Origin of the sequence: Brevibacterium sp. XM4083 (assembly GCF_006489205.2) — a bacterium.
Classification (GTDB): Bacteria; Actinomycetota; Actinomycetes; order Actinomycetales; family Brevibacteriaceae; genus Brevibacterium.
The window spans coordinates 105,603-131,669 of record NZ_VFYR02000006.1 but is presented as its reverse complement, the minus strand read 5'-3'; the positions used below and the strand labels follow the sequence as shown (position 1 = coordinate 131,669).

Annotated in this window: 24 protein-coding genes; 18 read left to right on the top strand and 6 right to left on the bottom strand. The window is 69.3% G+C overall.

Translation table 11 applies throughout. The annotated features are described in order from the left end of the window. The first annotated feature begins 23 nt into the window (after window positions 1-23). The 3 genes from rlmN to FJ887_RS17400 all read left to right on the top strand — a co-directional run bounded on the left by rlmN (window position 24) and on the right by FJ887_RS17400 (window position 2,652). A complete protein-coding gene (gene rlmN / locus FJ887_RS17410) occupies window positions 24-1,250 on the top strand; it encodes a 23S rRNA (adenine(2503)-C(2))-methyltransferase RlmN (protein WP_095376479.1) in 1,227 nt (408 codons plus the stop codon). A 126-nt stretch (window positions 1,251-1,376) separates the two neighbouring features. Then, on the top strand, window positions 1,377-1,937 hold the full coding sequence (locus FJ887_RS17405) for a DivIVA domain-containing protein (protein WP_140955757.1): 561 nt from the start codon (window positions 1,377-1,379) through the stop codon (window positions 1,935-1,937). Continuing rightward, window positions 1,930-2,652 (top strand): hypothetical protein, encoded by a 723-nt coding sequence (locus tag FJ887_RS17400; protein WP_140955758.1) that lies wholly within the window; start codon window positions 1,930-1,932, stop codon window positions 2,650-2,652. Before FJ887_RS17405 ends, FJ887_RS17400 begins: the two co-directional genes overlap by 8 nt. A gap of 109 nt (window positions 2,653-2,761) precedes the next feature. On the opposite strand, the gene FJ887_RS17395 is transcribed toward FJ887_RS17400, so the two are convergent. Next, window positions 2,762-3,949, bottom strand: coding sequence for an acyl-CoA dehydrogenase family protein (locus FJ887_RS17395; RefSeq protein ID WP_009378359.1), 1,188 nt, complete (start codon window positions 3,947-3,949; stop codon window positions 2,762-2,764). A 108-nt stretch (window positions 3,950-4,057) separates the two neighbouring features. On the opposite strand from FJ887_RS17395, the gene dxr reads away from it, so the two are divergent. After that, window positions 4,058-5,332, top strand: a complete 1,275-nt coding sequence (gene dxr, locus FJ887_RS17390) for a 1-deoxy-D-xylulose-5-phosphate reductoisomerase (protein WP_119296451.1) — start codon at window positions 4,058-4,060, stop codon at window positions 5,330-5,332. After that, on the top strand, window positions 5,329-6,849 hold the full coding sequence (locus tag FJ887_RS17385) for a M50 family metallopeptidase (RefSeq protein ID WP_140955759.1): 1,521 nt from the start codon (window positions 5,329-5,331) through the stop codon (window positions 6,847-6,849). The genes dxr and FJ887_RS17385 overlap by 4 nt, the downstream gene beginning before the upstream one ends. A 99-nt stretch (window positions 6,850-6,948) precedes the next feature. On the opposite strand, the gene FJ887_RS17380 is transcribed toward FJ887_RS17385, so the two are convergent. Further along, window positions 6,949-8,424 carry a serine hydrolase domain-containing protein gene (locus FJ887_RS17380; protein WP_140955760.1) on the bottom strand — a complete coding sequence of 492 codons (1,476 nt, stop codon included), beginning with the start codon at window positions 8,422-8,424 and terminating at the stop codon, window positions 6,949-6,951. Window positions 8,425-8,635: 211 nt separating this feature from the next. On the opposite strand from FJ887_RS17380, the gene ispG reads away from it, so the two are divergent. Both ispG and FJ887_RS17370 read left to right on the top strand, forming a co-directional pair. Beyond that, complete coding sequence (ispG, locus tag FJ887_RS17375) at window positions 8,636-9,784, top strand: flavodoxin-dependent (E)-4-hydroxy-3-methylbut-2-enyl-diphosphate synthase (protein ID WP_009378363.1); 1,149 nt, start codon at window positions 8,636-8,638, stop codon at window positions 9,782-9,784. A gap of 11 nt (window positions 9,785-9,795) precedes the next feature. Then, the gene (locus tag FJ887_RS17370) at window positions 9,796-10,674 is read left to right on the top strand and encodes a GNAT family N-acetyltransferase (protein WP_231882163.1); all 879 of its coding nucleotides are present in this window, start codon (window positions 9,796-9,798) and stop codon (window positions 10,672-10,674) included. Window positions 10,675-10,701: 27 nt separating this feature from the next. Here FJ887_RS17370 and FJ887_RS17365 read toward each other — a convergent pair whose 3' ends face one another. Further along, window positions 10,702-11,094 (bottom strand): RNA-binding S4 domain-containing protein, encoded by a 393-nt coding sequence (locus FJ887_RS17365; protein ID WP_082834863.1) that lies wholly within the window; start codon window positions 11,092-11,094, stop codon window positions 10,702-10,704. An 11-nt stretch (window positions 11,095-11,105) separates the two neighbouring features. Further along, window positions 11,106-11,837, bottom strand: coding sequence for an NUDIX hydrolase (locus FJ887_RS17360; RefSeq protein WP_051995550.1), 732 nt, complete (start codon window positions 11,835-11,837; stop codon window positions 11,106-11,108). Between the two features lie 192 nt (window positions 11,838-12,029). On the opposite strand from FJ887_RS17360, the gene FJ887_RS17355 reads away from it, so the two are divergent. After that, on the top strand, window positions 12,030-13,940 hold the full coding sequence (locus FJ887_RS17355; RefSeq protein WP_119296455.1) for a proline--tRNA ligase: 1,911 nt from the start codon (window positions 12,030-12,032) through the stop codon (window positions 13,938-13,940). A gap of 10 nt (window positions 13,941-13,950) precedes the next feature. Then, window positions 13,951-14,760: a TSUP family transporter gene (locus FJ887_RS17350; protein ID WP_095376480.1), complete on the top strand. Its 810-nt coding sequence runs from the start codon at window positions 13,951-13,953 to the stop codon at window positions 14,758-14,760. Window positions 14,761-14,824: 64 nt separating this feature from the next. On the opposite strand, the gene FJ887_RS17345 is transcribed toward FJ887_RS17350, so the two are convergent. Both FJ887_RS17345 and FJ887_RS17340 read right to left on the bottom strand, forming a co-directional pair. Then, window positions 14,825-15,844, bottom strand: coding sequence for an aminoglycoside phosphotransferase family protein (locus FJ887_RS17345; RefSeq protein WP_140955761.1), 1,020 nt, complete (start codon window positions 15,842-15,844; stop codon window positions 14,825-14,827). Continuing rightward, complete coding sequence (locus tag FJ887_RS17340) at window positions 15,841-16,797, bottom strand: hypothetical protein (RefSeq protein ID WP_140955762.1); 957 nt, start codon at window positions 16,795-16,797, stop codon at window positions 15,841-15,843. Before FJ887_RS17340 ends, FJ887_RS17345 begins: the two co-directional genes overlap by 4 nt. A gap of 154 nt (window positions 16,798-16,951) precedes the next feature. Here FJ887_RS17340 and rimP point away from each other — a divergent pair, with 154 nt between their 5' ends. The 9 genes from rimP to rpsO all read left to right on the top strand — a co-directional run bounded on the left by rimP (window position 16,952) and on the right by rpsO (window position 25,883). Next, window positions 16,952-17,416 (top strand): ribosome maturation factor RimP, encoded by a 465-nt coding sequence (gene rimP / locus FJ887_RS17335; RefSeq protein WP_095376483.1) that lies wholly within the window; start codon window positions 16,952-16,954, stop codon window positions 17,414-17,416. Between the two features lie 108 nt (window positions 17,417-17,524). Beyond that, on the top strand, window positions 17,525-18,487 hold the full coding sequence (nusA, locus tag FJ887_RS17330) for a transcription termination factor NusA (RefSeq protein ID WP_009378438.1): 963 nt from the start codon (window positions 17,525-17,527) through the stop codon (window positions 18,485-18,487). A gap of 58 nt (window positions 18,488-18,545) precedes the next feature. Next, window positions 18,546-18,884, top strand: a complete 339-nt coding sequence (locus FJ887_RS17325) for a YlxR family protein (RefSeq protein ID WP_311199570.1) — start codon at window positions 18,546-18,548, stop codon at window positions 18,882-18,884. Window positions 18,885-19,018: 134 nt separating this feature from the next. Beyond that, complete coding sequence (infB, locus tag FJ887_RS17320) at window positions 19,019-21,859, top strand: translation initiation factor IF-2 (protein ID WP_095376485.1); 2,841 nt, start codon at window positions 19,019-19,021, stop codon at window positions 21,857-21,859. A 118-nt stretch (window positions 21,860-21,977) separates the two neighbouring features. Beyond that, complete coding sequence (gene rbfA / locus FJ887_RS17315; RefSeq protein ID WP_009378445.1) at window positions 21,978-22,415, top strand: 30S ribosome-binding factor RbfA; 438 nt, start codon at window positions 21,978-21,980, stop codon at window positions 22,413-22,415. 205 nt (window positions 22,416-22,620) lie between these two features. After that, complete coding sequence (locus FJ887_RS17310) at window positions 22,621-23,499, top strand: VldE C-terminal domain-containing protein (protein ID WP_009378447.1); 879 nt, start codon at window positions 22,621-22,623, stop codon at window positions 23,497-23,499. A gap of 4 nt (window positions 23,500-23,503) precedes the next feature. Beyond that, a complete protein-coding gene (gene truB, locus FJ887_RS17305; protein ID WP_140955763.1) occupies window positions 23,504-24,430 on the top strand; it encodes a tRNA pseudouridine(55) synthase TruB in 927 nt (308 codons plus the stop codon). Between the two features lie 151 nt (window positions 24,431-24,581). Further along, window positions 24,582-25,520, top strand: a complete 939-nt coding sequence (locus FJ887_RS17300) for a bifunctional riboflavin kinase/FAD synthetase (protein ID WP_063249018.1) — start codon at window positions 24,582-24,584, stop codon at window positions 25,518-25,520. 93 nt (window positions 25,521-25,613) lie between these two features. Next, window positions 25,614-25,883, top strand: coding sequence for a 30S ribosomal protein S15 (rpsO, locus tag FJ887_RS17295; protein WP_009378450.1), 270 nt, complete (start codon window positions 25,614-25,616; stop codon window positions 25,881-25,883). Window positions 25,884-26,067: the final 184 nt, after the last annotated feature.

The window sequence follows — 26,067 nt, the reverse complement described above, 5'->3', positions numbered from 1 at the left end:
ACGGGACGACGTCGACGACCCCGATGCGCGACGGTCGCCCGCTGCTCAACTTCAAGTCCCCCCGCGTCGCCCAACCCCAGCAGCACCTCGCGGATATGACGATGGACGAGCGCATCGAAGCCGTCACCGAGATGGGTCTTCCCGCCTTCCGCGCCAAGCAGCTCTCCACCCACTACTTCACGCGCTACCACACCGACGTCGAGTCGATGACCGACCTGCCCAAGGATCTGCGCGCGCCCCTTGCAGAGCGCTTCTTCCCTCCGCTGCTCACCGAGGTCAGGCGCCTGACGACAGGCAACGGCGACACGATCAAATTCCTCTGGCGTCTCTTCGACGGTGCGCTCGTCGAATCCGTCCTCATGCGCTACCGCAACCGCATCACGCTGTGCGTCTCGAGCCAGTGCGGGTGCGGGATGAACTGCCCGTTCTGCGCCACCGGCCAGCAGGGTCTGACCCGGAACATGTCGACGGCCGAGATCGTCGAACAGGTCATCCGCGCCAACCAGGCCATCGCCGCCGGTGAACTCGCACCGTCCAAGCCGAGCGCCGACGCCGACGACGAGGTCGCCCTCGGGGCGGAAGCCGACGAAGAGCAGGGCGAGACCCCCGGCGAGTCCGCGACCGACCCGGCGGCCGCCTCGGCGGGAGGACCGGAGAGGGTGACGAACATCGTCTTCATGGGCATGGGCGAACCCCTGGCCAACTACAAGCGGGTGATGAACGCGGTCCGCCGCTTCGTCGCCCCCGCGCCCGAGGGCTTGGGCATGTCGGCGCGACGGATCACCGTCTCCACTGTCGGCCTGGTCCCCGGCATCAACAAGCTCGCCGCCGAGGACATCCCCGTGACCTTCGCGCTCAGCCTCCACGCCCCCGACGACGAGCTGCGCGACGAGATGATCCCGGTCAACACCCGGTGGAAGGCCGACGAGGCGATCGACGCGGCCTTCAACTACTACAAGGTCACCGGTCGCCGGGTGAGCATCGAGTACGCGCTCATCAAGGACATGAACGACCACGCATGGCGGGCGGACCTGCTCGCGAAGAAGCTCAACGCCCGCGGCCGCGGCTGGGTGCACGTCAACCCGATCCCGCTCAACCCGACCCCGGGATCCGTGTGGACGGCCTCGGACCCGGCCGTCGCCGACGAGTTCGTCCGCCGGCTCGTCGACGCCGGCGTGCCGACGACGATCCGCGACACCCGCGGCTCCGACATCGACGGTGCCTGCGGACAGCTCGCCGCCGCCGACTGACGCCTGACCCGACCGAGGCCGGACCCCCGGGCCCGAGCCACCGACACTTCGCGCCGCAGCGACTGCGGCGGACCACCGATGCTCGAACTATCATGGTGGAAACGACACACTCTGTACGGAGGAATCATGGCGGACACGACGTTCCCCCGCATGTCCGGTTGGAAGAACGGCTACGACCCGAAGCAGGTCGACAGCTTCTTCAAGAGGGCACGCGAGTCATTCGAACGACCCACGCCGCAGCCCGGCGACCTCGACTCCCGTGCCGTGCGCACGGTCGGCTTCGACCTCGTCCGCAAGGGCTACCACGTCGCCGTCGTCGACGCCGCCCTCGACCGCCTCGAGGACGCCTTCGCCAAGCAAGCCCGCGACCGTCTCATCGCCCAGTCCGGACAGGACGCCTGGGTGCAGGAGCTCACCCGCGTCGCCGCGTCCCTGCGGGGACGCCTCGTCCGTGAGGCGGGAGAGCGCTTCGACAGCCCGCCCGCCGGCGTCATCGGCTACGACATCGCCCAGGTCGACGACATGTGCGAGAAGGTCAACTCCTACTTCACGCAGGGCGTGGCGATGAGCGTCGACCAGGTCCGCAGGGTCCTGTTCAAGACCGCGAAGGGCAACAAGGCCTACGACGAGGATCAGGTCGATGCCTTCATCGACCGCGTCGTCGAGGTGATGGCCTCCGTTGACTGACTTCCACTGGTTCACCAAGCCCGGTGACGGGACTCCCGGCACCCTCAACCCGGTCTTCGAGATCCTCGACTACCCGATCGTCCTCGGTCGGGCCGACGAAACCGTCATCACCGGGGACGCACCGGACACGCCCCTCATCGACGGGCGCGAGGTCACCGATCCGCGCCTGCTCAAGGCGCTGTCCGTGCCCGTCGAACTCGACCGCGCCGAGGCGCTCGACCGCAGCGCGAAACTCGCCGGAGTCCTCCGGACGATGGGAGTCGACACCGCGACGAGCAGGGTGCGCGTCGACGCCGACGTCCCCGCCGTCGCCCGAGCGCTCAGCGTGCTCGCCGCGATGCGCCTCGGGGTCGTCGTCGACGCCCGCACAGATGGTGGGGAGACCGACCCCGCCGAGGCGGATGCGCAGTCCAAGGCGGACGTGCAGTCCGAGGAGGGCGCGCCGGTCGAGGTGCGCGTCGTCGCGATCGACGCCGACCCGATCGAACCCGGACGGGCCTCGGTCAAGGTCGTGCGTTCGCGCTTCGAGGGCGTCGGTGTGAGCATCGCGGGGGAGACCGCGAACCTCGACCAGGCGATGCGGGACTCCCGCGTCGAATCCGCCGAGGTCGCCCCGCTCGACCCGTCTCAGACCCTTGTTCTCACCGACGACGGTCCCCTCAGCGCGGCTGAGAGCCTGCCCTGGCTCGAGGAGTTCCTCCGCGAACAGAGGTGAATGCCGACCGCCCCGCACCTCGGCGCCGATGGCGGCGCACAAGGGCGGGGCGGATGCGACCGGTCGGATGACCAGGTGCGCCGGTCGGGGACGCCGACCGGCACCGACCTCAGTTCGCGAAGGCGTTGATCCCGGTGAGGGCCCGGCCGAGCGTGAGCTGGTGGACCTCATGGGTGCCCTCGTAGGTGAGCACGGTCTCGAGGTTGACCGCGTGGCGCAGCGGCGGATACTCGCTCGTGATTCCCGATCCGCCGAAGAGCGCGCGCAGGTCCCGGCAGACGTTCATCGCCGTGTCGACGTTGACCATCTTGCCGAGGCTGATCTGCTCGGGGCGCACACCCTTCGCGGAGTCCTTGAGCTCACCGAGGTGAGCGGCGAGCAGCGTGATCTGCGAGTACTGGCCGAAGGCCTTCGCGAGCTTCTGCTGCGAGATCTGGAATGAGGAGATCGGGCGATCGAACTGGATCCGGGTGCCCGTGTACTCGATCGCTGAGAGCAGAGCGTCGCGGGCGGCACCGGTGACTCCGAAGACGATGCCGAAGCGCGCCTCCGACAGGCACGAGAGCGGAGCCTTGAGGCCCTTGGCCTCGGGCAGCATCGCATCCTCGGGCAGGCGGACGTTGTCGAGGACGATCTCACCGGTGATCGAGGCCCGCAGGGAGATCTTGCGGTGGATCTCCGGGGTCTGCACGCCCTCGGTGTCCGACGGCACGACGAAGCCGCGGATGACCGGACGGCCCTTGTCGTCGGTCTCCTCCGTCTTCGCCCACACGACCATGACGTCGGAGACGGGTGAGTTCGTGATCCACATCTTCGAACCGTTGAGGATCCAGTCGGAACCGTCCCTGCGGGCGGTCGTCTTCATGCCCGAGGGGTCGGAGCCGACGTCGGGTTCGGTGAGCCCGAAGCAGCCGAGTGCCTTGCCGGCGGCCATCTTCGGCAGCCACTCCTCCTTCTGCGCCTCGGAGCCGTAGCGATGGATGGCGAACATCGCGAGCGACCCCTGGACGGAGACGAGGGAGCGCAGACCCGAGTCGATGGCCTCGAGCTCACGGCAGGCGAGACCGTACTGGGTGGCGGTCGACCCGCCGCAGCCGTAGCCCTCGAGGTGCATGCCGAGGACGCCGAGCTCCCCGAGGCCCTCAGCGAGCTCGCGGGCGGGAATGGTCGCATCGAGGAAGTAGTCGCCGATCTTCTCGCGGACGTTCTCGTCGAGCCACTTGCGGACGACGTGCGCGAACTCGAGGTCATCGGCGTCGAAGACCGAATCCAGTCCCAGGATCTCGTCGGGGCTCATCGTTGCACTCATCTATACCTCTCTCGCCTTTGATCTGGTGTGCTCCGCCCACGCCGAGAAGTCCCTTGTCGAGTCATTTCCCAGAGAACTTTGGCATCATCGGTAGGCGTGAGCGAACGTAATGTCATTGTAGTCGGGTCGACCGGGTCGGTCGGCACTCAGGCCCTCGACGTACTGGCCGAGAACGCAACGGATTTCGCAGTCGTCGGCCTTGCCGCAGGGTCCCAGGTCGACCTTCTGCTCACCCAGGCGCTCGACTTCTCCGTCCCCGTCATCGGGCTGACCTCCCCTCCCGCCGGCGGCGAGGACGGCGTGCGGAAACGGTTGTCCGAACTCGCCGCAGACCGCGGAATCGATGATCCCGTTCGTGAGATTCTTCTGGGGGAGACCGCCGCCGAGGCGGTCGCGAGCCGCTCGGCCGACATCGTCCTCAATGCCGTGACCGGAGCCGCCGGACTCGGCGCGACGCTCGCGGCGCTCGAGGCCGGCACCGACGTCGCCCTGGCGAACAAGGAGTCGCTCATCATCGGCGGCTCCCTCGTCCTCGACGCCGCCGAGCGGACCGGCGCCCGCCTCATCCCCGTCGACAGCGAGCACTCGGCGATCGCGCAGGCCCTGCGCTCCGGCACGCACGGCGAGGTCGCCAGGCTCGTCATCACCGCCTCGGGCGGGCCCTTCCGCGGCATGACCCGGGAAGCGCTGCGCCGCGTCACCCCGGCCCAGGCGCTCAAGCATCCGACGTGGTCGATGGGATCGATGATCACGATCAACTCGGCGACGCTCGTCAACAAGGGGCTCGAGGTCATCGAAGCCCATCTGCTCTTCGGCATCGACTTCGACGACATCGAGGTCGTCGTCCACCCGCAGAGCCAGATCCACTCGATGGTCGAGTTCACCGATGCCTCGACGATCGCCCAGATCTCCCCTCCGGACATGCGGCTGCCCATCGCCTACGCCCTGGGCACCCAGGATGACGGCACCACCCGCCGGATCCCCTCGGGTGCCGTGCCGAACAACTGGGGTCAGCCCATGCACTGGTCGTTCGAACCGGTCAACCATGTCGCGTTCCCCGCGCTCAGCCTCGCGATCGAGGCGGGGAAGCGGGCCCGGAGCTACCCTGCGGTGTTCAACGCCGCCAACGAGGTCCTCGTCGAGGCATTCATCGCCGGCGACATCCCGTTCACCGGCATCGACTCGGGTCTCGAACGGGCCCTGGCCGCCCATGAGCCCGCACCCGAGCACACCGTGGAGACCGTGCTCGCCGCCGACGCGTGGGCCCGGGGGTTCGCGCGCGATCACGTCGCCGCACAGACCGGTGACGCACAGCCCGACGCTCAGCCCGCGGTCGTCGCCGCCGGGCGCTCGAGCGAGGTGAGGCGATGACGGTCGTCCTCTTCATCCTCGGGATCGTCCTCTTCCTCATCGGCATCTCGATCTCGATCGCGCTCCACGAGCTCGGTCATCTCACCCCGGCGAAGCGGTTCGGGGTCAAGGTCACCCACTACATGGTCGGCTTCGGGCCGACCCTGTTCTCGTTCCGCCGCGGTGAGACCGAGTACGGGATCAAGGCCCTGCCGCTCGGCGGGTTCATCGCGATGCCCGGCATGTACCCGCCGCTCGAGGCGACGAAGCAGCGGGTGGGCGAGCCGGCCGTCGCCGGGCGGACCGACGGCGCTGCCGCACAGTCGGACGACCGCCTCGGCGAGGGGGCGGAGATCGCGCCGGACACGGTGCCGGATGAGGGCCGGGTCACCGATGAGGACATGCTCGGCGATGCCGAGCGGCGCCCAAGGAAGCGGAAGGGCCGGCTGTTCGAGAACACGATGGCCGATGCCCGGGAGATGTCGAACGACGAGATCGCACCGGGGGAGGAGCATCGGACGTTCTACGCGCTCAGCGTGCCCAAGCGCCTCGTCGTCATGTTCGCCGGGCCCTTCGTCAACCTCGTCCTCGGGATCATCATCATGGCGATCTCGCTCATGGGCATCGGGGTGATGACGCCGACGACGACGGTCGCCACCGTCGTCGAGTGCGCGGTGCCCGCCTCGGAGGCGGCAGAGCGACCCGCATCACAGCAGAACTCATGCCAGCCCGGCGATCAGCTCACCCCCGCGTGGGAGGCCGGATTCGAACCCGGCGACGAGATCACCGCGGTGGCAGGTGTCCCGACCGAGAACTGGGATGAGCTCTCCTCGGTCATCAAGGACCACGCCGGCCAGCGCGTCGACGTCGACTTCGTCCGCGACGGGCAGGCGCAGACGGTGTCCGTGCCGATCATCGCCCACGAGCGTCCCCGCGTCGACGACCGGGGGCGTCCGCTGACGAACCCCGACGGCAGCCCGCAGACCGTGACCGAGGGCTTCCTCGGCATCGGGCCGGTCCAGGAGCGTCAGCCCCTGCCGCTGGCGGAGTTCCCGGGCGCCGTGTGGGATCAGGTCACCGGCGTGTTCAAGGCCATCGTCACCCTCCCGGTCAAGCTCGTCGACATCGCGCAGGTCGCCACCGGGGCGAAGGAGCGTGACGCCGAGGGTCTCGTCGGCATGGTCGGCGTCGGCCGCGTCGCCGGCGAGATCGTCTCCACCGATGAGCTCCAGGTCGTCGAGAAGGCCCAGCTCGGCCTCGGGGTCCTCGGCTCCCTCAACATCTTCCTCTTCGCGTTCAACATGATCCCCCTGCTGCCGCTCGACGGCGGGCACATCGCCGTCGCCCTCTACGAAGGGGCGAGGCGGCGGATCAACCGGTGGCGCGGACGCGGGAAGATCGGGCCCTTCGACACGGCGAAGCTGCTGCCGCTCACCTACGTCGTCATCAGCCTCATGCTCGCCATGACGGCACTGCTCGTCTACGTCGACCTCGTCAAGCCGATCACCCTCGACGCGATCTTCCGTTCGGCCGGGTAGGTAGGCCGGCGCTGCCCCAGCGGGCGCGCCGCCGGGCCGCAGTCCCAGCCGGTACGCCGCCGTGCCGCCGCCCCAGCCGTTAGGCTTCCGGCCGCGGTCTCACTCGCTCAGGGTGATCGCTTGGACATCGCCGAGGTGGTCGAGCCGAACGGTGATCGCTGCCCCCTCTGCCACGGTGACGGTTCCGAGCAGTCGGGTCTCCATCGTCAGGTCGTCGACGGTGACTGGTCGGGTCGCATCGACCCGGTGCGACTCGAGCCAGGCTGCGGTGCGCTCCCTCCTCTCCTGTCGTGGCTCGTCGAGGTCCATGTTCACCGCGAAGTGCGCATCGGCGAACGCGTCATCCCACGTCAGGGTCGCGGCCACGGCACCGAGGACGGTGCGTCCGGTGCGCGGACCCGGCGGCAGCGGGTGCGTCGGGGCAGGTGCGGTCTCACGCTCGAGCACGGGTGAGGCCCGTGTCACGGGTTCGTCCCGGCGGAGGCGAGGGTTCTCCTCGGCGCGACCGATGGCGGTCAGCCACGCGGCGTCGACGGCGTCGCGGACGATGCGCTCGGCCGGATAATAGGTCGTGTTGCCGAGGACGACGATGCCGAAGCCGAGGTCGGGGAACCACCGCATGTGCGAGCCGTATCCGGGGTAGCCGCCGGAATGGCAGAGGACACGGCCGAAGCGGGAGTCCTGCCGGTGCATGAGGCCGTAGCCGTAGTGGACCTCCTCGGTGTGCAGCCGGCTCGTCTCGACGGCGATCGGACGGTGCGGCCGCTGGTTCGCGGCGAGCACGTGCGACCACGCACCCGGTGCCGTGTTCGCCTCGGCGTCGAGGGCGTCCATGTGGATGGTCATCCACTGGCAGATGTCGTGGGCTGTCGAGACCATGCCGCCGATCGCCGAGAAGGCGCCCGGCCGCGTCGGGGTCAGTCTGTGCGCTCTGCCGAGCCGGTCGATGCGCAGACCGGGGACGAGGTCGGGGAAGTCGGCGACATCGAAACCGGTGCGGGGCATCTGCAGGGGTCCGGTCACCTCGGTGGTCACCATCTCCGGGAACGTGCGGTCGGTCACCGACTCCGCGGCGAGACCGAGGAGCGCGTAGCCGAGGTTGCAGTACTCGAATCCGGTGCCGGGATGAGCGATGGGCACGAGCGGGCGCTGGAGGAAGGTGAGGAAGTCGAAGCGGCTCATCGACTCCATCCGGTCCGCCCACGGGTCGTCCCTGCCGAATCCCGTGCCCATGGTCAGGCACTCGCGGGCGGTGAGCTCGCCGACGGCGGTGCCCTTGAGGTCGGGGACCAGGAAGTACATCGGATAGTCGTAGTTGAGCCCGCCGTTCTCGAGCGAGCCCATGACCGCTGCGGTGAACGACTTCGTCATCGAGGCGATCCGGAAGGGACGGTACGGGTTGGTCAGCTTCGCCTCGGCGTGACCGGGTCCGTTCCTCACGACGATGCCGAACGCCACCTCCCCGCCCACGGCCGAGAGCTCCCGCTCGGCACGGTGGAGCCGGTCGGCGATGACGTCGAGGTCCGGGCGCACCGGGGCGATCGTCATGCTCTCCGCCTGCGCCTGTTCGTCCATGTGATCAGTGTCTCATCCGGCACTGACGCGACGGGGTCGGGGCCGGTGCGGACCGCGCGGCGCTGACAGGCAACGCCCAGGTCGTGAGGGATCCCACCGGGGGCGACCGGTCGCGGACGCACCGATCGACCTACAATGAGAATGACTCGTACTATCGGGCCGAGGCGGCTGCGATCCAGCCGCCGACAGCCGAAATGAAGGGATCGTCTTCGTGACATCGGTCAACCTCGGAATGCCAGCGCCTCCGCCTCCCGTCCTCGCACCTCGGCGGAAGACCCGGCAGATCCACGTCGGGAAGGTGGGAGTCGGCTCCGACTACCCGATCAGCGTGCAGTCGATGACGACGACGCCGACGACGGACATCAACGCGACCCTCCAGCAGATCGCCGAGCTCACCGCCTCGGGCTGTGACATCGTCCGCGTCGCCTGCCCCTCGGCCGACGACGCCGCCGCTCTGCCCGCGATCGCCCAGAAGTCGCAGATCCCCGTCATCGCCGACATCCATTTCCAGCCGAAGTACGTCTACGCCGCGATCGACGCCGGCTGCGCGGCCGTGCGCGTCAACCCCGGCAACATCCGCAAGTTCGACGACCAGGTCAAGGAGATCGCGGCCGCGGCCAAGGACGCGGGCACCTCGATCCGCATCGGCGTCAACGCCGGATCGCTCGACAAGCGGATCATGGAGAAGTTCGGCAAGGCCACCCCGGAGGCGCTCGTCGAGTCCGCCGTGTGGGAGGCCTCGCTGTTCGAGGAGCACGACTTCCACGACTTCAAGATCTCCGTCAAGCACCACGACCCGGTGATCATGGTCCGGGCCTACGAGATGCTCGCCGAACGCGGCGACTGGCCCCTCCACCTCGGAGTCACCGAGGCCGGCCCCGCCTTCCAGGGCACGATCAAGTCGGCCACGGCCTTCGGCGCCCTGCTCTCGAAGGGCATCGGCGACACGATCCGGGTCTCGCTGTCCGCGCCCCCGGTCGAAGAGGTCAAGGTCGGCAACCAGATCCTCGAGAGCCTCAACCTCAAGCCGCGCAAGCTCGAGATCGTCTCCTGCCCTTCGTGCGGTCGGGCCCAGGTCGACGTCTACACGCTCGCCGAGAAGGTCACCGCCGGACTCGAGGGCATGGAGGTGCCGCTGCGCGTGGCCGTCATGGGCTGCGTCGTCAACGGACCCGGCGAGGCCCGCGAAGCCGACCTCGGAGTCGCCTCCGGCAACGGGAAGGGACAGATCTTCGTCAAGGGCGAGGTCATCAAGACTGTGCCCGAGTCCCTCATCGTCGAAACGCTCATCGAAGAGGCCATGCGCATCGCTGAGGACTCCGACGTTCCCTCCGGTCCGCCGGAAGTCGTCGTCGGCTGAGAGATCCCGATGTGTTGAGAATCGCTCCACTCGGGCATCGGCACACCGCGTGGCTGAAGAGCCAGCTGACCCTCAATCCGTGCGAGAACGTCTACCTGCTCGCGCTCCTCAACGTCACCGGCACCGCGCAGACCGGGTCCCCGGCGGGAGCCCTCTACGGGGTCTTCGACGGTGACCGGCCGGTCGCCGCGTACTGGGTGGGCGGGAACATCATCCCGGTCGCAGCGACGCCGGCGACGAACGAGGTGCTCGCGCGCAAGCTCAACGCCGACGGACGGTCGTCATGCTCCCTCATCGGCCGGCGCGAGGTCATCATGGACCTCGACTCCCGGCTGAACTGGGGGAGGCCGCGCGGGGTGCGGGGACGCCAGCCCCTGCTCGCGATCAGCTCCGATCCGCTCGTCGACCCCGACCCGGACGTCCGCCTCGCGACCGTCGACCAGCTGCCGACGGTGTTCCCCGCCAGCGTCGACATGTTCACCAAGGAAGTCGGCTTCTCGCCCATCGAAGGCGGGGAGTCGAGCTATCTCGCGCGGGTGCGCGGCATCATCCGCGGCGGGAACTCGTTCGTGCGCATCTCCGATTCCCTGCCCTCCGGCCAGCCCGCGCCGAGGTGGCCGGCCACCGACCGTGCCGAACAGGTCCTCTTCAAAGCCGACATCGGCATCCGCTCACCCCGGATCGTCCAGGTCCAAGGCGTGTGGGTCCACCCCGAGGCGCGCAACCAGGGACTCGGTGCCGCAGGCATGGCCGCCGTCGTCGTCCAGACCCGCGCTGCCGGGCACCCGACGGTGAGCCTCTATGCCAACGACTACAACGAGGCGGCGCTGCGGATGTACCGGCGCGTCGGCTTCGACCAGGTCGGCACCTTCGCGACCGTGATGTACTGACGCGCAGCGCCCGGAGGGTTGCTGAGATCAGCGCTCGGGGCGGCGGCCGCGGAGCCGGTCGAGGTCCCGGCGGTCCTTCTTCGTCGGCCGTCCCAGCCCCTTGTCGCGCTTGGGGACGAACCCGCGCAGCGCAGGGTCGGGAGCCGGGGTGAGATCCTCGTAGGCGCCGACGGCGATCGCGGCCCCCGGCCTCGTCGGGAGGAGACCCGTGATCCGCCAGACGAACTCCGTGCCCGCCTTGCGCACCCGCACCTCCTGGCCGATCGTCACCTTCTGCGCGGCCTTGACCCGCTGCCCGTCGACCTGGACGTGGCCGCCCCGGCACGCCTGGGTGGCGAGGCTGCGGGTCTTGAACATCCGCACGGTCCACAGCCACACGTCGATGCGCACTGTCGCGCCCGGTGTCCGGTCAATGTCCACGGCAACCGCCCTCACTGCGCATGGATGCCGACTCCCGGCCCGTCGAGACCGCCCCGGGAGTCCTGCCGCAGGGCGATCTCCGAGCGCCTCGTGAACGTCTGCGCCGGCCGGCCCCGCCCCTGGGTGACCGCGCGACCGGTGGCGTCGAGCAGCGGCAGCATCGTGCGGCGGAACGTATCGGCCTGCAGCTCCTCGCCGGCGACGACCTCGTGGAGGCTGCGCAGCTGACGCAGCGAGAACTCCTCGGGCAGCAGTCCGAAGGGGTCGGGTGTGCGCTCGTGGAGGGCGCGGAGCCGGTGGACGGCGACCCGGACGATCTCCTGGTGCTCGTCGCTGAGCTCGGCGACCGTGTGCACGGGCACGAGTTTGCGGGGCACGCCCTCGTCCCCACCGGCGACGCTTCCGTCGTCGGCGCTCTCACCGAGTCCGACATCGGCGGCCGAGAGGACGTCGAGGTGGGCCACGGAGATCACCCAGCCCCGATCGTCGCGGTCGGGCTGGTCGAAGACGTGGAGCTGGACGGGGGAGCGGTCGACGAGCTGAGCCTTCTCCCGCAGGCACCGGGCGACCGCCTCGGCGAGGCGCTCCTGCGGTCGGAGGATCGACCCGGGAAGCTGCCAGCGTCCGTCGCGGGAGAGAGTGAGGAGCACGTGGAGGCCCCGGTCGGGCACGGGGCAGAGGACGGCAGTGTCGACGGCGACCGAGGGCCGGGGGAACTGGGACAGCTGGGTGGTGTCAGGCATGCTCTTCACGATCGGGTCAACGGAATCGACAGCGCTGACCAGTCTAGTTGGCTCCCGATCCACCGGAGAAAACGGTCCAGCTCACCTGTCGGACTCGCACCGCCGGACGGGGACGGCCAGGCGAATGGACGCACGCGCACGCGGGCGGATAGTCTTCGATCTGTCACCCGAGTCGCCCAAGGAGATACGCCCATGGCCCTGCGCATGTCGTCGCTGTTCGTCCGGACCCAGAAGGAAGACCCGGTCGGCGCCGAAGTCGCCAGCCACAAGCTCCTCCACCGCGCCGGCTACATCCGCCGTTCGGCCCCCGGCATCTACACGTGGCTGCCGCTCGGACTCGCCGTGCTCGGGAAGATCGAGGCGATCGTGCGCGAGGAGATGGCCCGCGCCGGGTCGCAGGAAGTCCACTTCCCCTCCCTCCTGCCCGCCGAGGTGTACAAGCAGTCCGGGCGCTGGGAGGCCTTCGGTCCCGACCTCTTCAGCCTCCAGGACCGGAAGAAGAACGACTACATCCTCGCGCCCACGCACGAGGAGTTCTTCACCCTCCTCGTCAAGGACCTCTACTCCTCCTACAAGGACCTTCCGCTCTCGCTCTACCAGATCCAGACGAAGTACCGCGACGAGGCCCGCCCCCGCGCCGGCCTCCTGCGCGGGCGCGAGTTCATCATGAAGGACGCGTACTCCTTCGATATCGACGACGCCGGACTCGACGCCTCCTACGAGGCGATGCGGGTCGCCTACCTCCGCGCCTTCGCCCGCCTCGGCCTGCCCTGCCTGCCGGTCAAGGCGACCCCGGGTGCGATGGGCGGATCGGGCACCGAGGAGTTCATCTACCCCTCCGAGGTCGGCGAGGACACCTTCGTCCGCTCGGCCGGCGGGTACGCCGCCAACGTCGAGGCCGTGACCTCGGTCGTCCCCGATCCGATCCCGTTCGACGGCATCCCCGCCGCCCATGTCGAGGACACCCCGGACACCCCGACGATCGAGACCCTCGTCGCCGCCGCCAACGCCGACCACCCCCGCGAGGACCGCGAGTGGACCGCCGCGGACACGCTGAAGAACGTCGTCTGCGCGCTCACCCACCCCGACGGCACCCGCGAGGTCATCGTCATCGGCCTGCCCGGCGACCGCGAGGTCGACCTCGACCGCGCCGCCGGCACCGGGATGCTCAGCACCGGCGAGGTCGACCTCGAGGCCGCCACCGCCGAGGACCTCGCGATGCACCCCGAACTCGTCAAGGGCTACATCGGCCCCGGCCTCGACCTCGACCACCCGGTCCTCGGCCTCGAGGGCTCGACGAAGCTGCGCTACTTCCTCGACCCCCGCATCGTCCCCGGCACCCGGTGGATCACCGGGGCCAACGAGCACGGAAAGCACGTCTTCGACCTCGTCGCCGGCCGTGACTTCGTCTCCGACGGCACGATCGAGGCCGCCGAGGTCGTCATCGGCGACCCCGCCCCCGACGGCTCCGGACCGCTCGAACTCGCCCGCGGCGTCGAGATCGGCCAGATCTTCAAGCTCGGCCGCCGCTACGCCGAAGCCCTCGGCCTCACCGTCCTCGACCAGAACGGGAAGACCGCGACCGTGACGATGGGCTCCTACGGCCTCGGCGTCACCCGGGTCATGGCGTGCATCGCCGAGGAGTACCACACCGAGGCGGGCCTCCTCTGGCCCCAGCACCTCGCCCCGGCCGACGTCCACATCATCGCCGCCGGCAAGGGTGAGGACATCGCCGAGGCGGCTGAGGCGCTCACCGCCGAGCTCGAGGCCGAGGGGGTGAGCGTCCTCCTCGACGACCGCACGAAGGTCTCGCCCGGGTTCAAGTTCGCCGACGCCGAGCTCATCGGCATCCCCACGCTCATCGTCGTCGGCCGGGGCCTGGCCGACGGGGTCGTCGAGGTCCGTGACCGCTTCGCCGACGACAAGCGTGAGCTTCCCCTCGCCGAGGTGGTCCCCACGACCGTGGCGAACGTCCGTGCCGCCTACGCCCGGGCTGCCGCCGCCGGGGACGCCGCCGTCGTCGAGGACTCGATCGAGGCCGCGATCGACGACGCCGAGGCCGCCGCCGCGAGCGCCGAGGCCGAGTCCGCGCCGAAGGCGTGACCGGGCGCCGATGAGCGAGGTCCTCACCGGCGGCATCGACGTCACCCTCGTCATGCTCCTGTGGCTGCTCGCCGCGGGAGCCCTGGCCGGGTGGATCGACGCCGTCGTCGGCGGTGGGGGACTCATCCAACTCCCGGCGCTCCTCCTCGTCCCGGGGATGACCCCGGTCCAGGCGGTCGCGACGAACAAGGTCGGGTCGATCGCGGGGACGACCGCCTCGGCGGTGACGTACCTCAGACGGATCACCCCTGACCGGTCCGCGACGATCCCCGCCGCGGCCACGGCCTTCCTCGGCGCCGTCCTCGGGGCCAAGCTCGCGACCCTCGTCCCCGCGGGTCTCTTCACCCCGATCATCCTCGCAGCCCTCATCGGGGTGGGGCTGTTCACCCTGCTCAACCCCAGCCTCGGCGCCGATGTCAGTCTCCGCTACGGGGAGACATCGAAGCGCCACCATGCCCTGTCGTGGCTCATCGGGCTCATCATCGGCGTCTACGACGGGGTGCTCGGCCCCGGCACCGGGTCCTTCCTCGTCATCGCCTTCGTCTCGATCATCGGCTTCTCGTTCCTCCAGGCCTCGGCGACGGCGAAGGTCGTCAACTGGGCGACGAACTTCGGGGCACTCGTCTACTTCGTCCCCGACGGCCAGGTCGTCTGGCTGCTCGGGCTCGTCGTCGCCGCCGGCAACGTCGTCGGAGGGATCATCGGGGCGCGCACCGCGATCGCGAAGGGCTCGGGGTTCGTGCGCATCGTCTTCGTCGTCGTGGTCTCGGCGATGATCCTCAAACTCGGCTCCGACGTCGTCTCCGACCTCATCCGGTAGGGGAGCGCGTCATCCGGTAGGGGAGCGCCGCAGCGGGCAGGAGGCGCGCGTGACTGATGTCCGCCTAGCCGATGGCCTTGAGGGCGTGCGCGTCGACGCCGAGGACGTCGGCACCGGTGAGCGCCCGGGCGACCCACAGGGAGCGGGCGGCATCGGCGAGGGACTCCGCAGTGCCGCCGCGGGCAGAGCGGAGGTACCAGAACATGTTCGTCACCTCACGGGCGACCGCCGCACCGATGCCGTACTGCGGATCGATGCCGGCATGGCGGGCGAGGTCGGCGGCGAAGCCGCGCAGCCAGGCCGCCTGCTCCCGGGGGATGCGGGAGGGGATCTCCGTCAGCCGATTCCACAGGACGGGGGCGATCGTGTACGCCGTCGGCCCCGACAGCGGCTGCGGGTCGATCGCCTTCCACGTCGAGACGCCCGAGGCGTCGGGGTTGCCGGCAAGGATGTTGTAGTAGTGGAGGTCGGCGTGGATGAGCCAGTTCTCCTCCGAGGTCGCCAGCGTGTGCATCCAGGTGCGGGCATGGGCGAGGACGTGGGCGTCCTCGCGCACGGTCTGCGACCATCCGCTCAGCAGCGTCGCATCGGCCTCGAACGTCGACAGCCAGCCCGCGGCCATGTCCTGGACGCGCATGAAGTCGGGCCCGGCGGGGATCTCGAGGGACTTCTGCAGCGCACCCCACACCGGCGGCACCTCGGCGAGGGGGAGCACGGAGAGGTTCGCCTTCGTCCGCAGCCGCTCCTGCAGGGTGACCCGGAAGCTGCGGTCGTCGCGGATCACCCGCACCGCTCCGTGCCCGTTCCACATCTTCAGCGCCCGCAGCGCCTGCGCGTGCGCGGCCGTATGCGCCGAGGTGGGGGCCGCGAACCGAAGCACGCCTTGGTAGTTCTCCTGGGTGAGGACGGGGATGACGAGACTCTCGCATCCGGCCCAGGGGGCGCCGGGGACCTCGTCGAAGCGCAGATTCCACCGCTCACCCAGCTCATGGGCCATGAAGTCGAGGGCTGCGACCCAGGCGTCGGTGCGCGCGGTGCCGATGATGTCGCGCGTCGACCGGTAGAGGACGGGCGGGACCCTCACGTCCCGGCCTTCGGCGACTCCGGCCCGGCGTCATAGGTGTAGCGCAGCGGCTGCGGTGCGGCGAAGGCCTCCCTGGCCCGCGCCGACTCCCACACCCGCAGGGCCGCGGCCGGATCGGTGCGCAGCCACGGCAGCAGCGAGGCGGCGACCGCGTCCTCGAGGGAGAGGGCGAGCTGCGCGGCCGACTCCGCATCCGTCGGGCTCGGATCGAGCTTCCAGGCCGGGGCGTCGGGGCCGGCCGCCTTCTCACCGAGGTTCTCGAGCATCTCTCCGACCAGCGATCCGAGCGATTCGAGCCGGTCGAGGGCGCTCTGCCGCTCTCGGGACTTCCGATCGAAGTGCACGGCGAGGCGCTCGTAGCCGTACGCGGCGGCGCGGGCCTGATCGAGGATCGTGTTCCAGTCCTTCGCCCCGCCGTCCTGACCGGGTGAGGAATCCGGGGCCGCCTCGGCGGGGGTGGCTCGGGCATCGTCGGCGGCACCGGCGAAGGCCTCACGGAGGCGTTGCTCGGCACCCTCACGGATCTCAGCGCGCACCGTTCCCGCGGTGAGCGCGCACCCGGTGGCGACGTCGGTGAGGACGGGGATGAGACCCGAGCCGAGCTGGGAGACGGCGTCGAAGACGGCCGTGGACACCGCCTCGGCGGCATCGAGGTAGGAACGGGGCTGCTCCGTGGGGGGAGGTTCGGTCGCGAGCTCGCTCGGCGGGGCCCAGACGGGACCGATCGCGTCCCGGAGCTTCTGCAGGTCCTCACCGGCGGTCTCGGGATCGCCGTCGGTCACCGACGCCTCGGCGAGGATCCGGGCGATGCGATTGCGCAGCTCCTGGGAGGCATCGAGCGTCGGGATCTCCGGGGGAGTGTCGAGGCGCAGTCCGCACCCGGAGAGGAGGCCGAGCCCTGCCCCCGCCGCGCCGACGATGAGGACGGAACGACGGGTGAGGGGAGAACGCATAGGGCAATCGTAGCGGATGCTTAACCTTCGCCCGGGGTCTCGCATAGGGTGGGATGCACCGGTGACGGGACCGGCTCGGCGGCCCTCGGAAACGAGGGCGGGACGGCTCCCGACCGGTGTGGTCAGCAGTCGTCACGAGAGGAACGGAGAGAGCATGGACGAGGACGTCGCACGGATCGAGGCGCTGCTGAGGGAGCCCCTGGCCGAGGCCGGGTTCCACCTCGAGACCGTCAAGGCCGTCGCCGCGGGACAGCGGCGCACGCTCACGGTCGTCGTCGACCTCGACGAGTCGACCGCGGAGCCGATGTCGATGGACAAGATCGCTGAGTCCACGCGCATCGTCGGCGATGCCCTCGACTCCGTGGAGGTCTTCCGCGACAAGCCCTACCAGCTCGAGGTGACGAGCCCCGGAGCGACCCGGAAGCTCGAACAGCCGCGTCACTTCCGGCGGGTGCTCGGGCGCCGGCTCGAGGTGAGCACGAAGAAGGAGAGCTTCAAGCTCGACCTCGAGGAGGTCGCCGACGACGCGATCAGCGGTACCGACCCCGCCCGGCGGGAGAAGCGGACGGTCGGCCTCGGCGACATCGTCAAGGCCCAGGTGGAGCTGAAGTTCCGGTGAGGGCAACTGCGATACACTGGTTCGCCTGATAAGTGAACACCGACAATTCAATGCGTCAGGCGGTCAGCGGCACGACCGCACCGCCTGGGGCCGGAGAGGATAAGGGCCATGGATATCGATCTCGATGTTCTGCGCGTCATCGAACGTGAGCGCGAGATTCCGTTCGACACTCTGATCGAACTCATCGAGCAGGCGCTCTTCCTTGCCTACCAGAAGACCGAGGGCGCGTGGCCCGATGCCCGTGCCGAACTCGACAAGTCCACCGGAGAGGTGCGCATCTGGGCGGTCGAATTCGACAACGACGACAATCCCATCGGCGAATTCGACGACACCCCCTCAGGCTTCGGACGCATCGCCGCGCAGACCGCGCGCCAGGTCATCCACCAGCGTCTGCGCGATGTCGAGGACGAGACCCTGCTCGGCTCCTTCAAGGGGCGGGAGGGAGAGATCGTCTCCGGCACCATCCAGCAGGGTCGGGACCCGCAGATGGTCCAGGTCGACCTCGGCGAGGTCGAAGCGGTGCTGCCCCCGCACGAGCAGGTGCCCGGCGAGGAGTACAAGCACGGCACCCGTCTGCGGGTCTACATCGCCGACGTCCACAAGGGACCCAAGGGCACCTCGGTGACCGTCTCGCGCACCCACCCGAACCTCGTCCGCCGGCTCTTCGCCCTTGAGGCGCCCGAGATCGCCGACGGCACCGTCGAGATCGTCTCCCTCGCCCGAGAGGCGGGCCACCGCACGAAGCTCGCGGTCCGCGCGACGAAGCCCGGCGTCAACGCGAAGGGCTCGTGCATCGGCGAACTCGGCTCCCGTGTGCGTGCGGTGATGAACGAGCTCGGGCAGGAGAAGATCGACATCGTCGACTACAGCGACGACCCGGCGAAGTTCGTCGCCCACGCGCTCTCCCCGGCGAAGGCCACCCGCGTCGACATCCTCGACGCCGGCAGCCAGGAGTCCCGGGCCGTGGTCCCGCGCGACCAGCTCTCGCTCGCGATCGGCAAGGAGGGCCAGAACGCGCGCCTGGCCGCGAAGCTCACCGGCTGGAAGATCGACATCGTCGCCGAGGACTGAGGGCGACCGCCTCGGCGAGGCGTGCTGCGGTCCCGACAAGGCGCCCGAACACCTCGGCGTGATCCCGACCACGTTCGCCGGTGGCGGAACCGGGAATGGAAGTGCTGTAGAATTGTTGACTGTGAATGCTGGCAGTGCACCTCAACGGACGTGCATCGCCTGCAGGCAGACAGCGGATCGGGACGAGCTCATGCGCTTCGTGCATCGCCCCGACGAGCGGCCGGCCATCGTCCCCGACGTGTCGAAGACACTGCCGGGACGAGGGGCCTGGATGCACCCGGATGCGAAGTGCCTCGAGAAGGCGCGGACATCCGCTCCCTTCGCCCGAGCCTTTCGGACGAAGATCACCGCTTCGGACCTTCCGGAGCTGGACACCGAACCCAGACAGAACGGGTGAGCCAAGAATGGATGACAAGTAGTGAGTGTCGTGCGATGACACCCTCACCGGAATTCGAGAGAGCAGTGTAATGAGACCTGCTCTTCATTGATGAGGTTTCTTCCTGACCGGGAAGGAACCCGGACAGGAGAACTGTGGCAAAGCCCCGTGTCCATGAGCTCGCGAAAGAGCTCGGCACAACCAGCAAGATCGTCCTCGAGAAACTCAAGGACATGGGCGAATTCGTTTCGTCCGCCTCCTCGACGCTCGAAGCCCCCGTCGTGCGACGGGTGAAGGAGGCATTCGCCGATTCCGCGCCTGCCGGCGGCAAGGCCGGAGGCGATTCGACCAAGAAGCCGGCTGCGAAGCCCGGAAAGGCCGCGGCCAAGCCCGGCGCTCCGGCTGCCAAGCCCGCAGCGAAGCCCGGCGCCAAGCCGGCGGCGAAGTCCGAGTCCGCTGCCAAGCCGGCGGCGAAGTCGGCACCCAAGCCTGCCGCGAAGCCTGCGGCCGAGACCCCGGCCTCCCCAGCGGCCGGCGAAGCCCCGGCACGTCCGGCGGCTCCGAAGCCCGCAGCAGCCCCGAAGCCGGGTGCGGCCAAGCCCGGTGCTCCGAAGCCCGGCGGTCGTCAGGGCGGTGCGGGCAGCGCTCGTCCCGGCAACAACCCCTTCGCTCCCTCGCAGGGCATGCCGAAGCCCGGTGGACGCTCAGGTGCCCCGAAGCCCGGCGGCCGTCAGGGCGGTCAGGGCGGTGCGCGTCCCGGCAACAACCCGTTCGCGAACTCGCAGGGCATGCCCAAGCCCGGCCAGCGTCCTCCGCGCCCCAGCGGTGAGGCAGGCGCAGCCGGTCCTCGGCCCGGCGCCCCCCGCCCCAACCCGTCGATGATGAAGAACTCCGCGCTCAACAAGCCCGCTCCGGGCCGGGGACGCGGAGGCGGTCGCGGCAACGCTCCCGCCGGTGGACCCGGCGGTCCCGCCGGCGCACCCGGCGGCGCTCCGGCAGGACGTCGCGGACCGGGCGGAGGCCCGGGCGGCGGTCGCGGTTCGGGTCGCGGTCGCGGCAGCACCCAGGGTGCGTTCGGCCGCGGCGGCGGTCCCCGCCAGAAGGGCCGGAAGTCGAAGCGGGCCAAGCGCGCCGAGCTCGAGCAGATGCAGGCACCGTCGATCGGCGGTGTCACGGTTCCGCGCGGCGACGGCGAGACGCCGCTGCGCCTGCGCCGCGGCTCGTCGCTGGCCGACTTCGCCGAGAAGATCAACACCGACCCGACGAACCTCGTCACGGTGCTCTTCCACCTCGGCGAGATGGCGACGATCACCCAGTCCCTCGACGAGGACACCTTCCAGGTGCTCGGTGAGGAGCTCGGCTACAAGATCGAGATCGTCTCACCCGAGGACGAGGACCGCGAGCTGCTCGAGACCTTCGACATCGACCTCGATGCGGAAGCCGCCGAGGAGGACGACGACGATCTCGTCGCCCGCCCGCCGGTCGTCACCGTCATGGGTCACGTCGACCACGGTAAGACGAAGCTGCTCGACGCGATCCGCTCGGCCAACGTCGTCGCCCGTGAGGCCGGCGGCATCACCCAGCACATCGGTGCCTACCAGGTCGAGGTCGAGCACGAGGGCTCCGAGCGTCGCATCACCTTCCTCGACACCCCGGGTCACGAGGCGTTCACCGCCATGCGTGCCCGCGGTGCGAAGTCGACGGACCTCGCGATCCTCGTGGTCGCCGCCGACGACGGTGTGATGCCGCAGACGATCGAAGCGCTCAACCACGCTCAGGCGGCGGATGTGCCGATCGTCGTGGCGGTGAACAAGATCGACAAGGACGGCGCCAACCCGGCCAAGGTGATGCAGCAGCTCACCGAGTACAACCTCGTGGCCGAGGAGTACGGCGGCGACACGATGTTCGTCCCGATCTCCGCGCTCAAGCGCGAGGGCATCGACGAGCTCCTCGAGTCGGTCCTGCTCACCACGGACGCCGCGCTCGACCTGCGGGCGAACCCGAACAAGGCAGCCCGCGGCATCGCGATCGAAGCGAAGCTCGACAAGGGCCGCGGCGCCGTCGCGACCGTCCTCGTCGAGTCGGGCACGCTGCGCCAGGGCGATGCGATCGTCTGCGGCACCGCGTTCGGCCGTGTGCGTGCGATGTTCGACGAGAACGGCAACTCCGTCTCCGAGGCGGGACCCTCGCGTCCCGTCCAGGTGCTCGGACTCTCCTCGGTCCCGCGCGCCGGCGACTCGTTCATCTCCACCGATGACGACCGCACCGCACGCCAGATCGCGGAGAAGCGCGACGCCATCGAGCGCAACGCCGCCCAGGCCCGCGGCCGCAAGCGGATCAGCCTCGAGGACTTCACCAAGGCACTCGCCGAGGGCAAGGTCGACATGCTCAACCTCATCCTCAAGGGCGATGTCTCCGGTGCCGTCGAAGCGCTCGAGGACTCGCTGCTCAAGATCGACGTCGGCGACGAGGTCGACCTCCGGATCATCCACCGCGGCGTCGGTGCGATCACGGAGAACGACATCAACCTCGCCACCGTCGACAACGCGATCGTCATCGGCTTCAACGTCCGACCCGAGGCCAAGGCCCGCGACCTGGCCGACCGCGAAGGCGTCGACGTGCGCTACTACTCGGTCATCTACCAGGCGATCGACGACATCGAGAACTCGCTCAAGGGCATGCTCAAGCCCGAGTTCGAAGAGGTCCAGACGGGCTCGGCGGAGATCCGCGAGGTCTTCCGGTCCTCGAAGTTCGGCAACATCGCCGGTTCGATCGTCCGCGACGGGGTCATCACGAGGAACTCGGCGGCGCGGGTCACCCGCGACGGCGTGGTCATCGGCGACAACCTCAAGGTCGAATCGCTGCGGCGGTTCAAGGACGATGCGACCGAGGTCCGCGAAGGCTACGAGTGCGGCATCGGACTCGGCAGCTTCAACGACCTCAAGGTCGGCGACATCATCGAGACCTTCGAGATGCGCGAGAAGCCGCGCGACTGACGCTCTCGTGAGCTGATTGGCCAAGCGGCCGGTGCGATCACGCACCGGCCGCTTCGCTCCTTATAGACTTCTTCCCAGCACTCACCGGCACCCGACCGGCCACGACAAAGGACACCACATGGCAGACGCAACCCGCGCACGCAAGATCGCCGACCAGATCAAGGTCATCGTCGCGAGCACGATCGAACGCAGGCTCAAGGACCCCCGGCTCGGCTTCGTCACCGTCACCGATGTCCGCGTCACCGGCGACCTCCAGCACGCGACGATCTTCTACACCGTCTACGGTGACGGCGCCGACCTCGAGTCGACGGCCAAGGCGCTCGAATCCGCGAAGGGCTTCATCCGCTCCGAGGTCGGCAAGGGTCTGACGATCCGGCTGACCCCGAGCCTCGAGTTCATCGCCGACGCCGTCCCCGAGGAGGCGCTGCGCCTCGACAACCTCCTCGCCCGAGCGGCCGCCGACGACGCGCGCATCGCCGATCTCAAGAAGGATGCGAAGCCCGCCGGCGACGCCGACCCGTACAAGCGGTCCGAGGTCGAGTCCGACGAGTCCTGAGACATCCGCCGAGGTGAGGGCGGGCGGTCCCGGCGCCGACCCGTGTGCCGCACCCTCGCCGAGGCGGTACCCGGGTGGGGGAGCGGAAGCGACCTTGCTCACGATGGGCAGAAAAATCCTGCGTAACAGTTTTGTTATCTTTCCGCGATGCCCTAGACTTTTTCGGGTAACGATCTGATTACGACTCTGTTAAGGGATTTCTGCATTGGGTAAGCACTCTTCACCAAAGCCCGGCTTCGCCAAGCAACTGATCCGGGACCTCGCTCCCGCGGCCAAGCGCTCGACCGGTCGGCACTCGGCTGAGGCCCCCTCGACGGCCACGTCCGTGCTCGCCACGGTCAAGCAGCGGCCCGTCGTCGCAGCGATCGCCGTGCCGGCCGCCGCGACGGCCGCCGTCGTCGGTTCGAGCGTCGTCATGGGACCCCCGCAGACCGGGGAAGTGACGACCGAGGCCGCGAGCACCTCGCAGCAGCAGGAGGCGCCCGCCTCCACCGGCGTGAGCCAGGAGGAGATCGACGCACAGCGCGAGAAGGCCGGCAAGGAGTACATCGAAGAGGTCAAGAAGGACCCGAAGTACAAGAACAAGACCTCCTCGAAGACCACCCTCAACGTCAAGACCCCGAAGCCGAAGCCGACCCAGGAGTCGAGCGCGCAGGCCTCGAAGAGCGCGTCGGGCTCGAAGGGCGAGGAGAAGTCGGAGTCGAAGGGCGGCGGCAGCACCCCGTCGGGCGTCGAGACGCCCCCGTGCAAGGTCTCGTCCTCGATCGAGTCGGGTCTCCTGCCCAACGCCGTCAACGGCTACCGTGCCGTGTGCGCGAAGTTCCCCGAGGTCAAGACCTTCGGTGGCCGTCGCCCCGGCACCGGCTCGGACCACAACACCGGCGAAGCCGTCGACATCATGATCGCCGGCTCGACCGGCGACCGCATCTCCGAGTACCTCATCAAGAACGCGAAGGCGCTCAACGTCAAGTACGTCATCTTCGAGAAGCGCATCTGGATGCCCGGCCGCGGCTGGAAGTCGATGGAGGACCGCGGTTCGGCGACGCAGAACCACATGGACCACGTCCACGCCTCGTTCAACTGACCAGGTGAGCGAGACTTCCCCGCAGGGCATCCTCGTCTGCGACAAACCGCAGGGGCTGTCCTCCCACGCCGTCGTCTCCCGCATCCGCCGCGGGTACGGCACCCGCAAGGTCGGCCACGCCGGCACCCTCGACCCGATGGCCACCGGCGTCCTCGTCCTCGGCCTCGGTCGGGGAACGAAGCTGCTCGGCCACATCACCGGGGTGTCGAAGACCTACGCAGCGACGATCCGCCTCGGCGCCGGCACCCCGACCGACGACGCCGACTCCGAACCGGACGTCTTCGCGGACCCCGCGCGCCTGGCTGCGGTCACGGACGCCGACATCGCCTCCGGGGTCACCGCCCTGCGCGGGCCCATCGACCAGGTCCCGAGCGCCGTCTCGGCGATCAAGGTCGACGGCAAGCGCTCGTATGCGCGCGTGAGGGCCGGCGAGGACGTCGTCCTCGAACCCCGCCGAGTCGAGGTGACGCAGTTCGACGTCCTCGAGACCCGGCGGGACAGTGCCGGGGGCGGACACATCGACCTCGACGTCGTCGTCGACTGCTCCTCGGGAACGTACATCCGGGCCCTCGCCCGCGACCTCGGTGCGGGCCTCGGGGTCCACGGTCATCTCACCGCACTGCGCCGCACTCGGGTCGGGCCCTTCGACCTCCAGGGCGCCGTGACGATCCCCGACGACCTCGACACCCCCGCCCCGCCACTCATCCCGCTCGCCGAGGCGGCCTCCCAGCTGCTCCCGACCGTGACCGTCGATGCGGCCGGGGCGAGGGACCTCATGCAGGGCAAGCCCCTGGCCGGACCGTGGACGACGACCGGGGTCGACGGCAGCGACGTCGCCGTGACCAGTGACGGCGAACTCGTCTCCGTCGCCGAGGTCCGCGCAGACGGCAGCCTCAAGTCCCGCACGGCCTTCGCCATCGGCCTCGCCTGAGCCGAGGCGGGGCGTCGCGAACAGACCGATCGGGCGGAAACCGACTCGCTGCGGCCGCTCCGCGCGCATGCAGGGCCCCGCTGAGGACCGGTTCGCACGCGTCATCCCACTGCGATACTCTGAGTCGGTGCACGGAAGGAGCAGCGCTCGAGTGGAGATCTATCACGGGCTGGACGAGGTCCCGCAGGACGGCATCGGCACCGTCATCACCCTGGGCAACTTCGACGGCGTCCACCGTGGCCACCAGACCGTGCTGCGCGCCGTCGCCGCCGAGGCTGACGAGCACTCCCTGCGATCGGTCGCGATGACCTTCGACCCGCACCCGCGCACCGTCCACCAGCCCGAGACGCCGACGCAGATGATCACGAGTGTGCGCCAGAAGTCGCAGCTCATCGCTGAGACCGGCATCGACGCCCTCTTCATCCAGCCCTACGATCTCGACTTCGCCGCTCAGACCCCTGAGGAGTTCGTCTCCCGCTACTTCGTCGACGGCCTCGACTGCCGGTGCGTCGTCGTCGGCGACGACGTCCGCTTCGGCCACGACAACGCCGGGACCATCGAGACCCTGCGCCGCCTCGGCGAGGAGTTCGGGTTCACCACCGTGACGATCGACGAGGTCGGACGCGGGGGACGGTACTCGTCGTCGCGGATCCGTGACCAGATCATCTCAGGCGATGTCGCCGAGGCGGCTGATCAGCTCGGCCGCTACCACCGGGTCGAGGGCACCGTCGTCCACGGCGACGCCCGCGGACGCGATCTCGGCTTCCCCACGGCGAACCTCTCCGCCGACGGCGAGGGCCTCATCCCCGCTGACGGCGTCTACGCGGGCTGGGCGAGCTTCGAGGGGGAGGACCACCCGTTCCCCGCCGCGATCTCGGTCGGCACGAACCCGACCTTCGAGGGCTGCGACCGTCGGGTCGAGGCCTATGTGCTCGACAAGGAGTTCGGGGAGTTCGACGTCTACGACCGGCACATGGTCCTCGAGTTCGTCGCCCGCATCCGCGGTCAGGTCGCCTTCTCCGGCCTCGACGACCTCATCGCGCAGATGCACGAGGACATCGCCGATGTGCGCGAGGTGCTCCACACCTGATAAGCTGATCTCTGCCGTTTTCACCGGCCGCGGTCCCATAGGGCTGGAACAGACAGGTTCCGGCGCCGCGCAACGATACGTCAGGAGAACTCCATGGCTCTCGATACTGCCACCAAGCAGGAGATCATCAAGGAATACGCGACTCACGAGGGCGACACCGGTTCTCCCGAGGTTCAGGTTGCCCTGCTCACCCGCCGGATCACCGATCTCACCGAGCACTTCAAGGACCACAAGCACGACCACCACTCGCGTCGCGGCCTGCTGCTCCTCGTCGGCCAGCGCCGTCGTCTGCTCAAGTACCTGCAGGCGGTCGACATCGAGCGCTACCGCTCGCTCATCAAGCGCCTCGGTCTGCGCCGCTGATCGCATCCGATCTCGTCCAACGCCCCGCCCTCACCGGCGGGGCGTTCGTCGTCTCCGGGCCTGGGAGTCGTCTCCGGGCCTGGGAGCAGGCTCACTGGCCGTCATCGGCGTCTGCTGTAGACTGACCGGCGGACGCCCATGGACGTTTCGGTCCTCGGTAGTGGCCTCCGGAGGGAACCTTCCG

What these genes read in the sequence shown, in the direction of transcription:
- rlmN (WP_095376479.1), top strand. Translation starts at nt 24, where the DNA reads ATGCGCGACGGTCGCCCGCTGCTCAACTTCAAGTCCCCCCGCGTCGCC.
- FJ887_RS17405 (WP_140955757.1), top strand. Translation starts at nt 1,377, where the DNA reads ATGGCGGACACGACGTTCCCCCGCATGTCCGGTTGGAAGAACGGCTAC.
- FJ887_RS17395 (WP_009378359.1), bottom strand. Translation starts at nt 3,949, where the DNA reads ATGAGCCCCGACGAGATCCTGGGACTGGATTCGGTCTTCGACGCCGAT.
- FJ887_RS17385 (WP_140955759.1), top strand. Translation starts at nt 5,329, where the DNA reads ATGACGGTCGTCCTCTTCATCCTCGGGATCGTCCTCTTCCTCATCGGC.
- FJ887_RS17380 (WP_140955760.1), bottom strand. Translation starts at nt 8,424, where the DNA reads ATGGACGAACAGGCGCAGGCGGAGAGCATGACGATCGCCCCGGTGCGC.
- FJ887_RS17360 (WP_051995550.1), bottom strand. Translation starts at nt 11,837, where the DNA reads ATGCCTGACACCACCCAGCTGTCCCAGTTCCCCCGGCCCTCGGTCGCC.
- FJ887_RS17355 (WP_119296455.1), top strand. Translation starts at nt 12,030, where the DNA reads ATGGCCCTGCGCATGTCGTCGCTGTTCGTCCGGACCCAGAAGGAAGAC.
- FJ887_RS17350 (WP_095376480.1), top strand. Translation starts at nt 13,951, where the DNA reads ATGAGCGAGGTCCTCACCGGCGGCATCGACGTCACCCTCGTCATGCTC.
- FJ887_RS17340 (WP_140955762.1), bottom strand. Translation starts at nt 16,797, where the DNA reads ATGCGTTCTCCCCTCACCCGTCGTTCCGTCCTCATCGTCGGCGCGGCG.
- rimP (WP_095376483.1), top strand. Translation starts at nt 16,952, where the DNA reads ATGGACGAGGACGTCGCACGGATCGAGGCGCTGCTGAGGGAGCCCCTG.
- nusA (WP_009378438.1), top strand. Translation starts at nt 17,525, where the DNA reads ATGGATATCGATCTCGATGTTCTGCGCGTCATCGAACGTGAGCGCGAG.
- rbfA (WP_009378445.1), top strand. Translation starts at nt 21,978, where the DNA reads ATGGCAGACGCAACCCGCGCACGCAAGATCGCCGACCAGATCAAGGTC.
- rpsO (WP_009378450.1), top strand. Translation starts at nt 25,614, where the DNA reads ATGGCTCTCGATACTGCCACCAAGCAGGAGATCATCAAGGAATACGCG.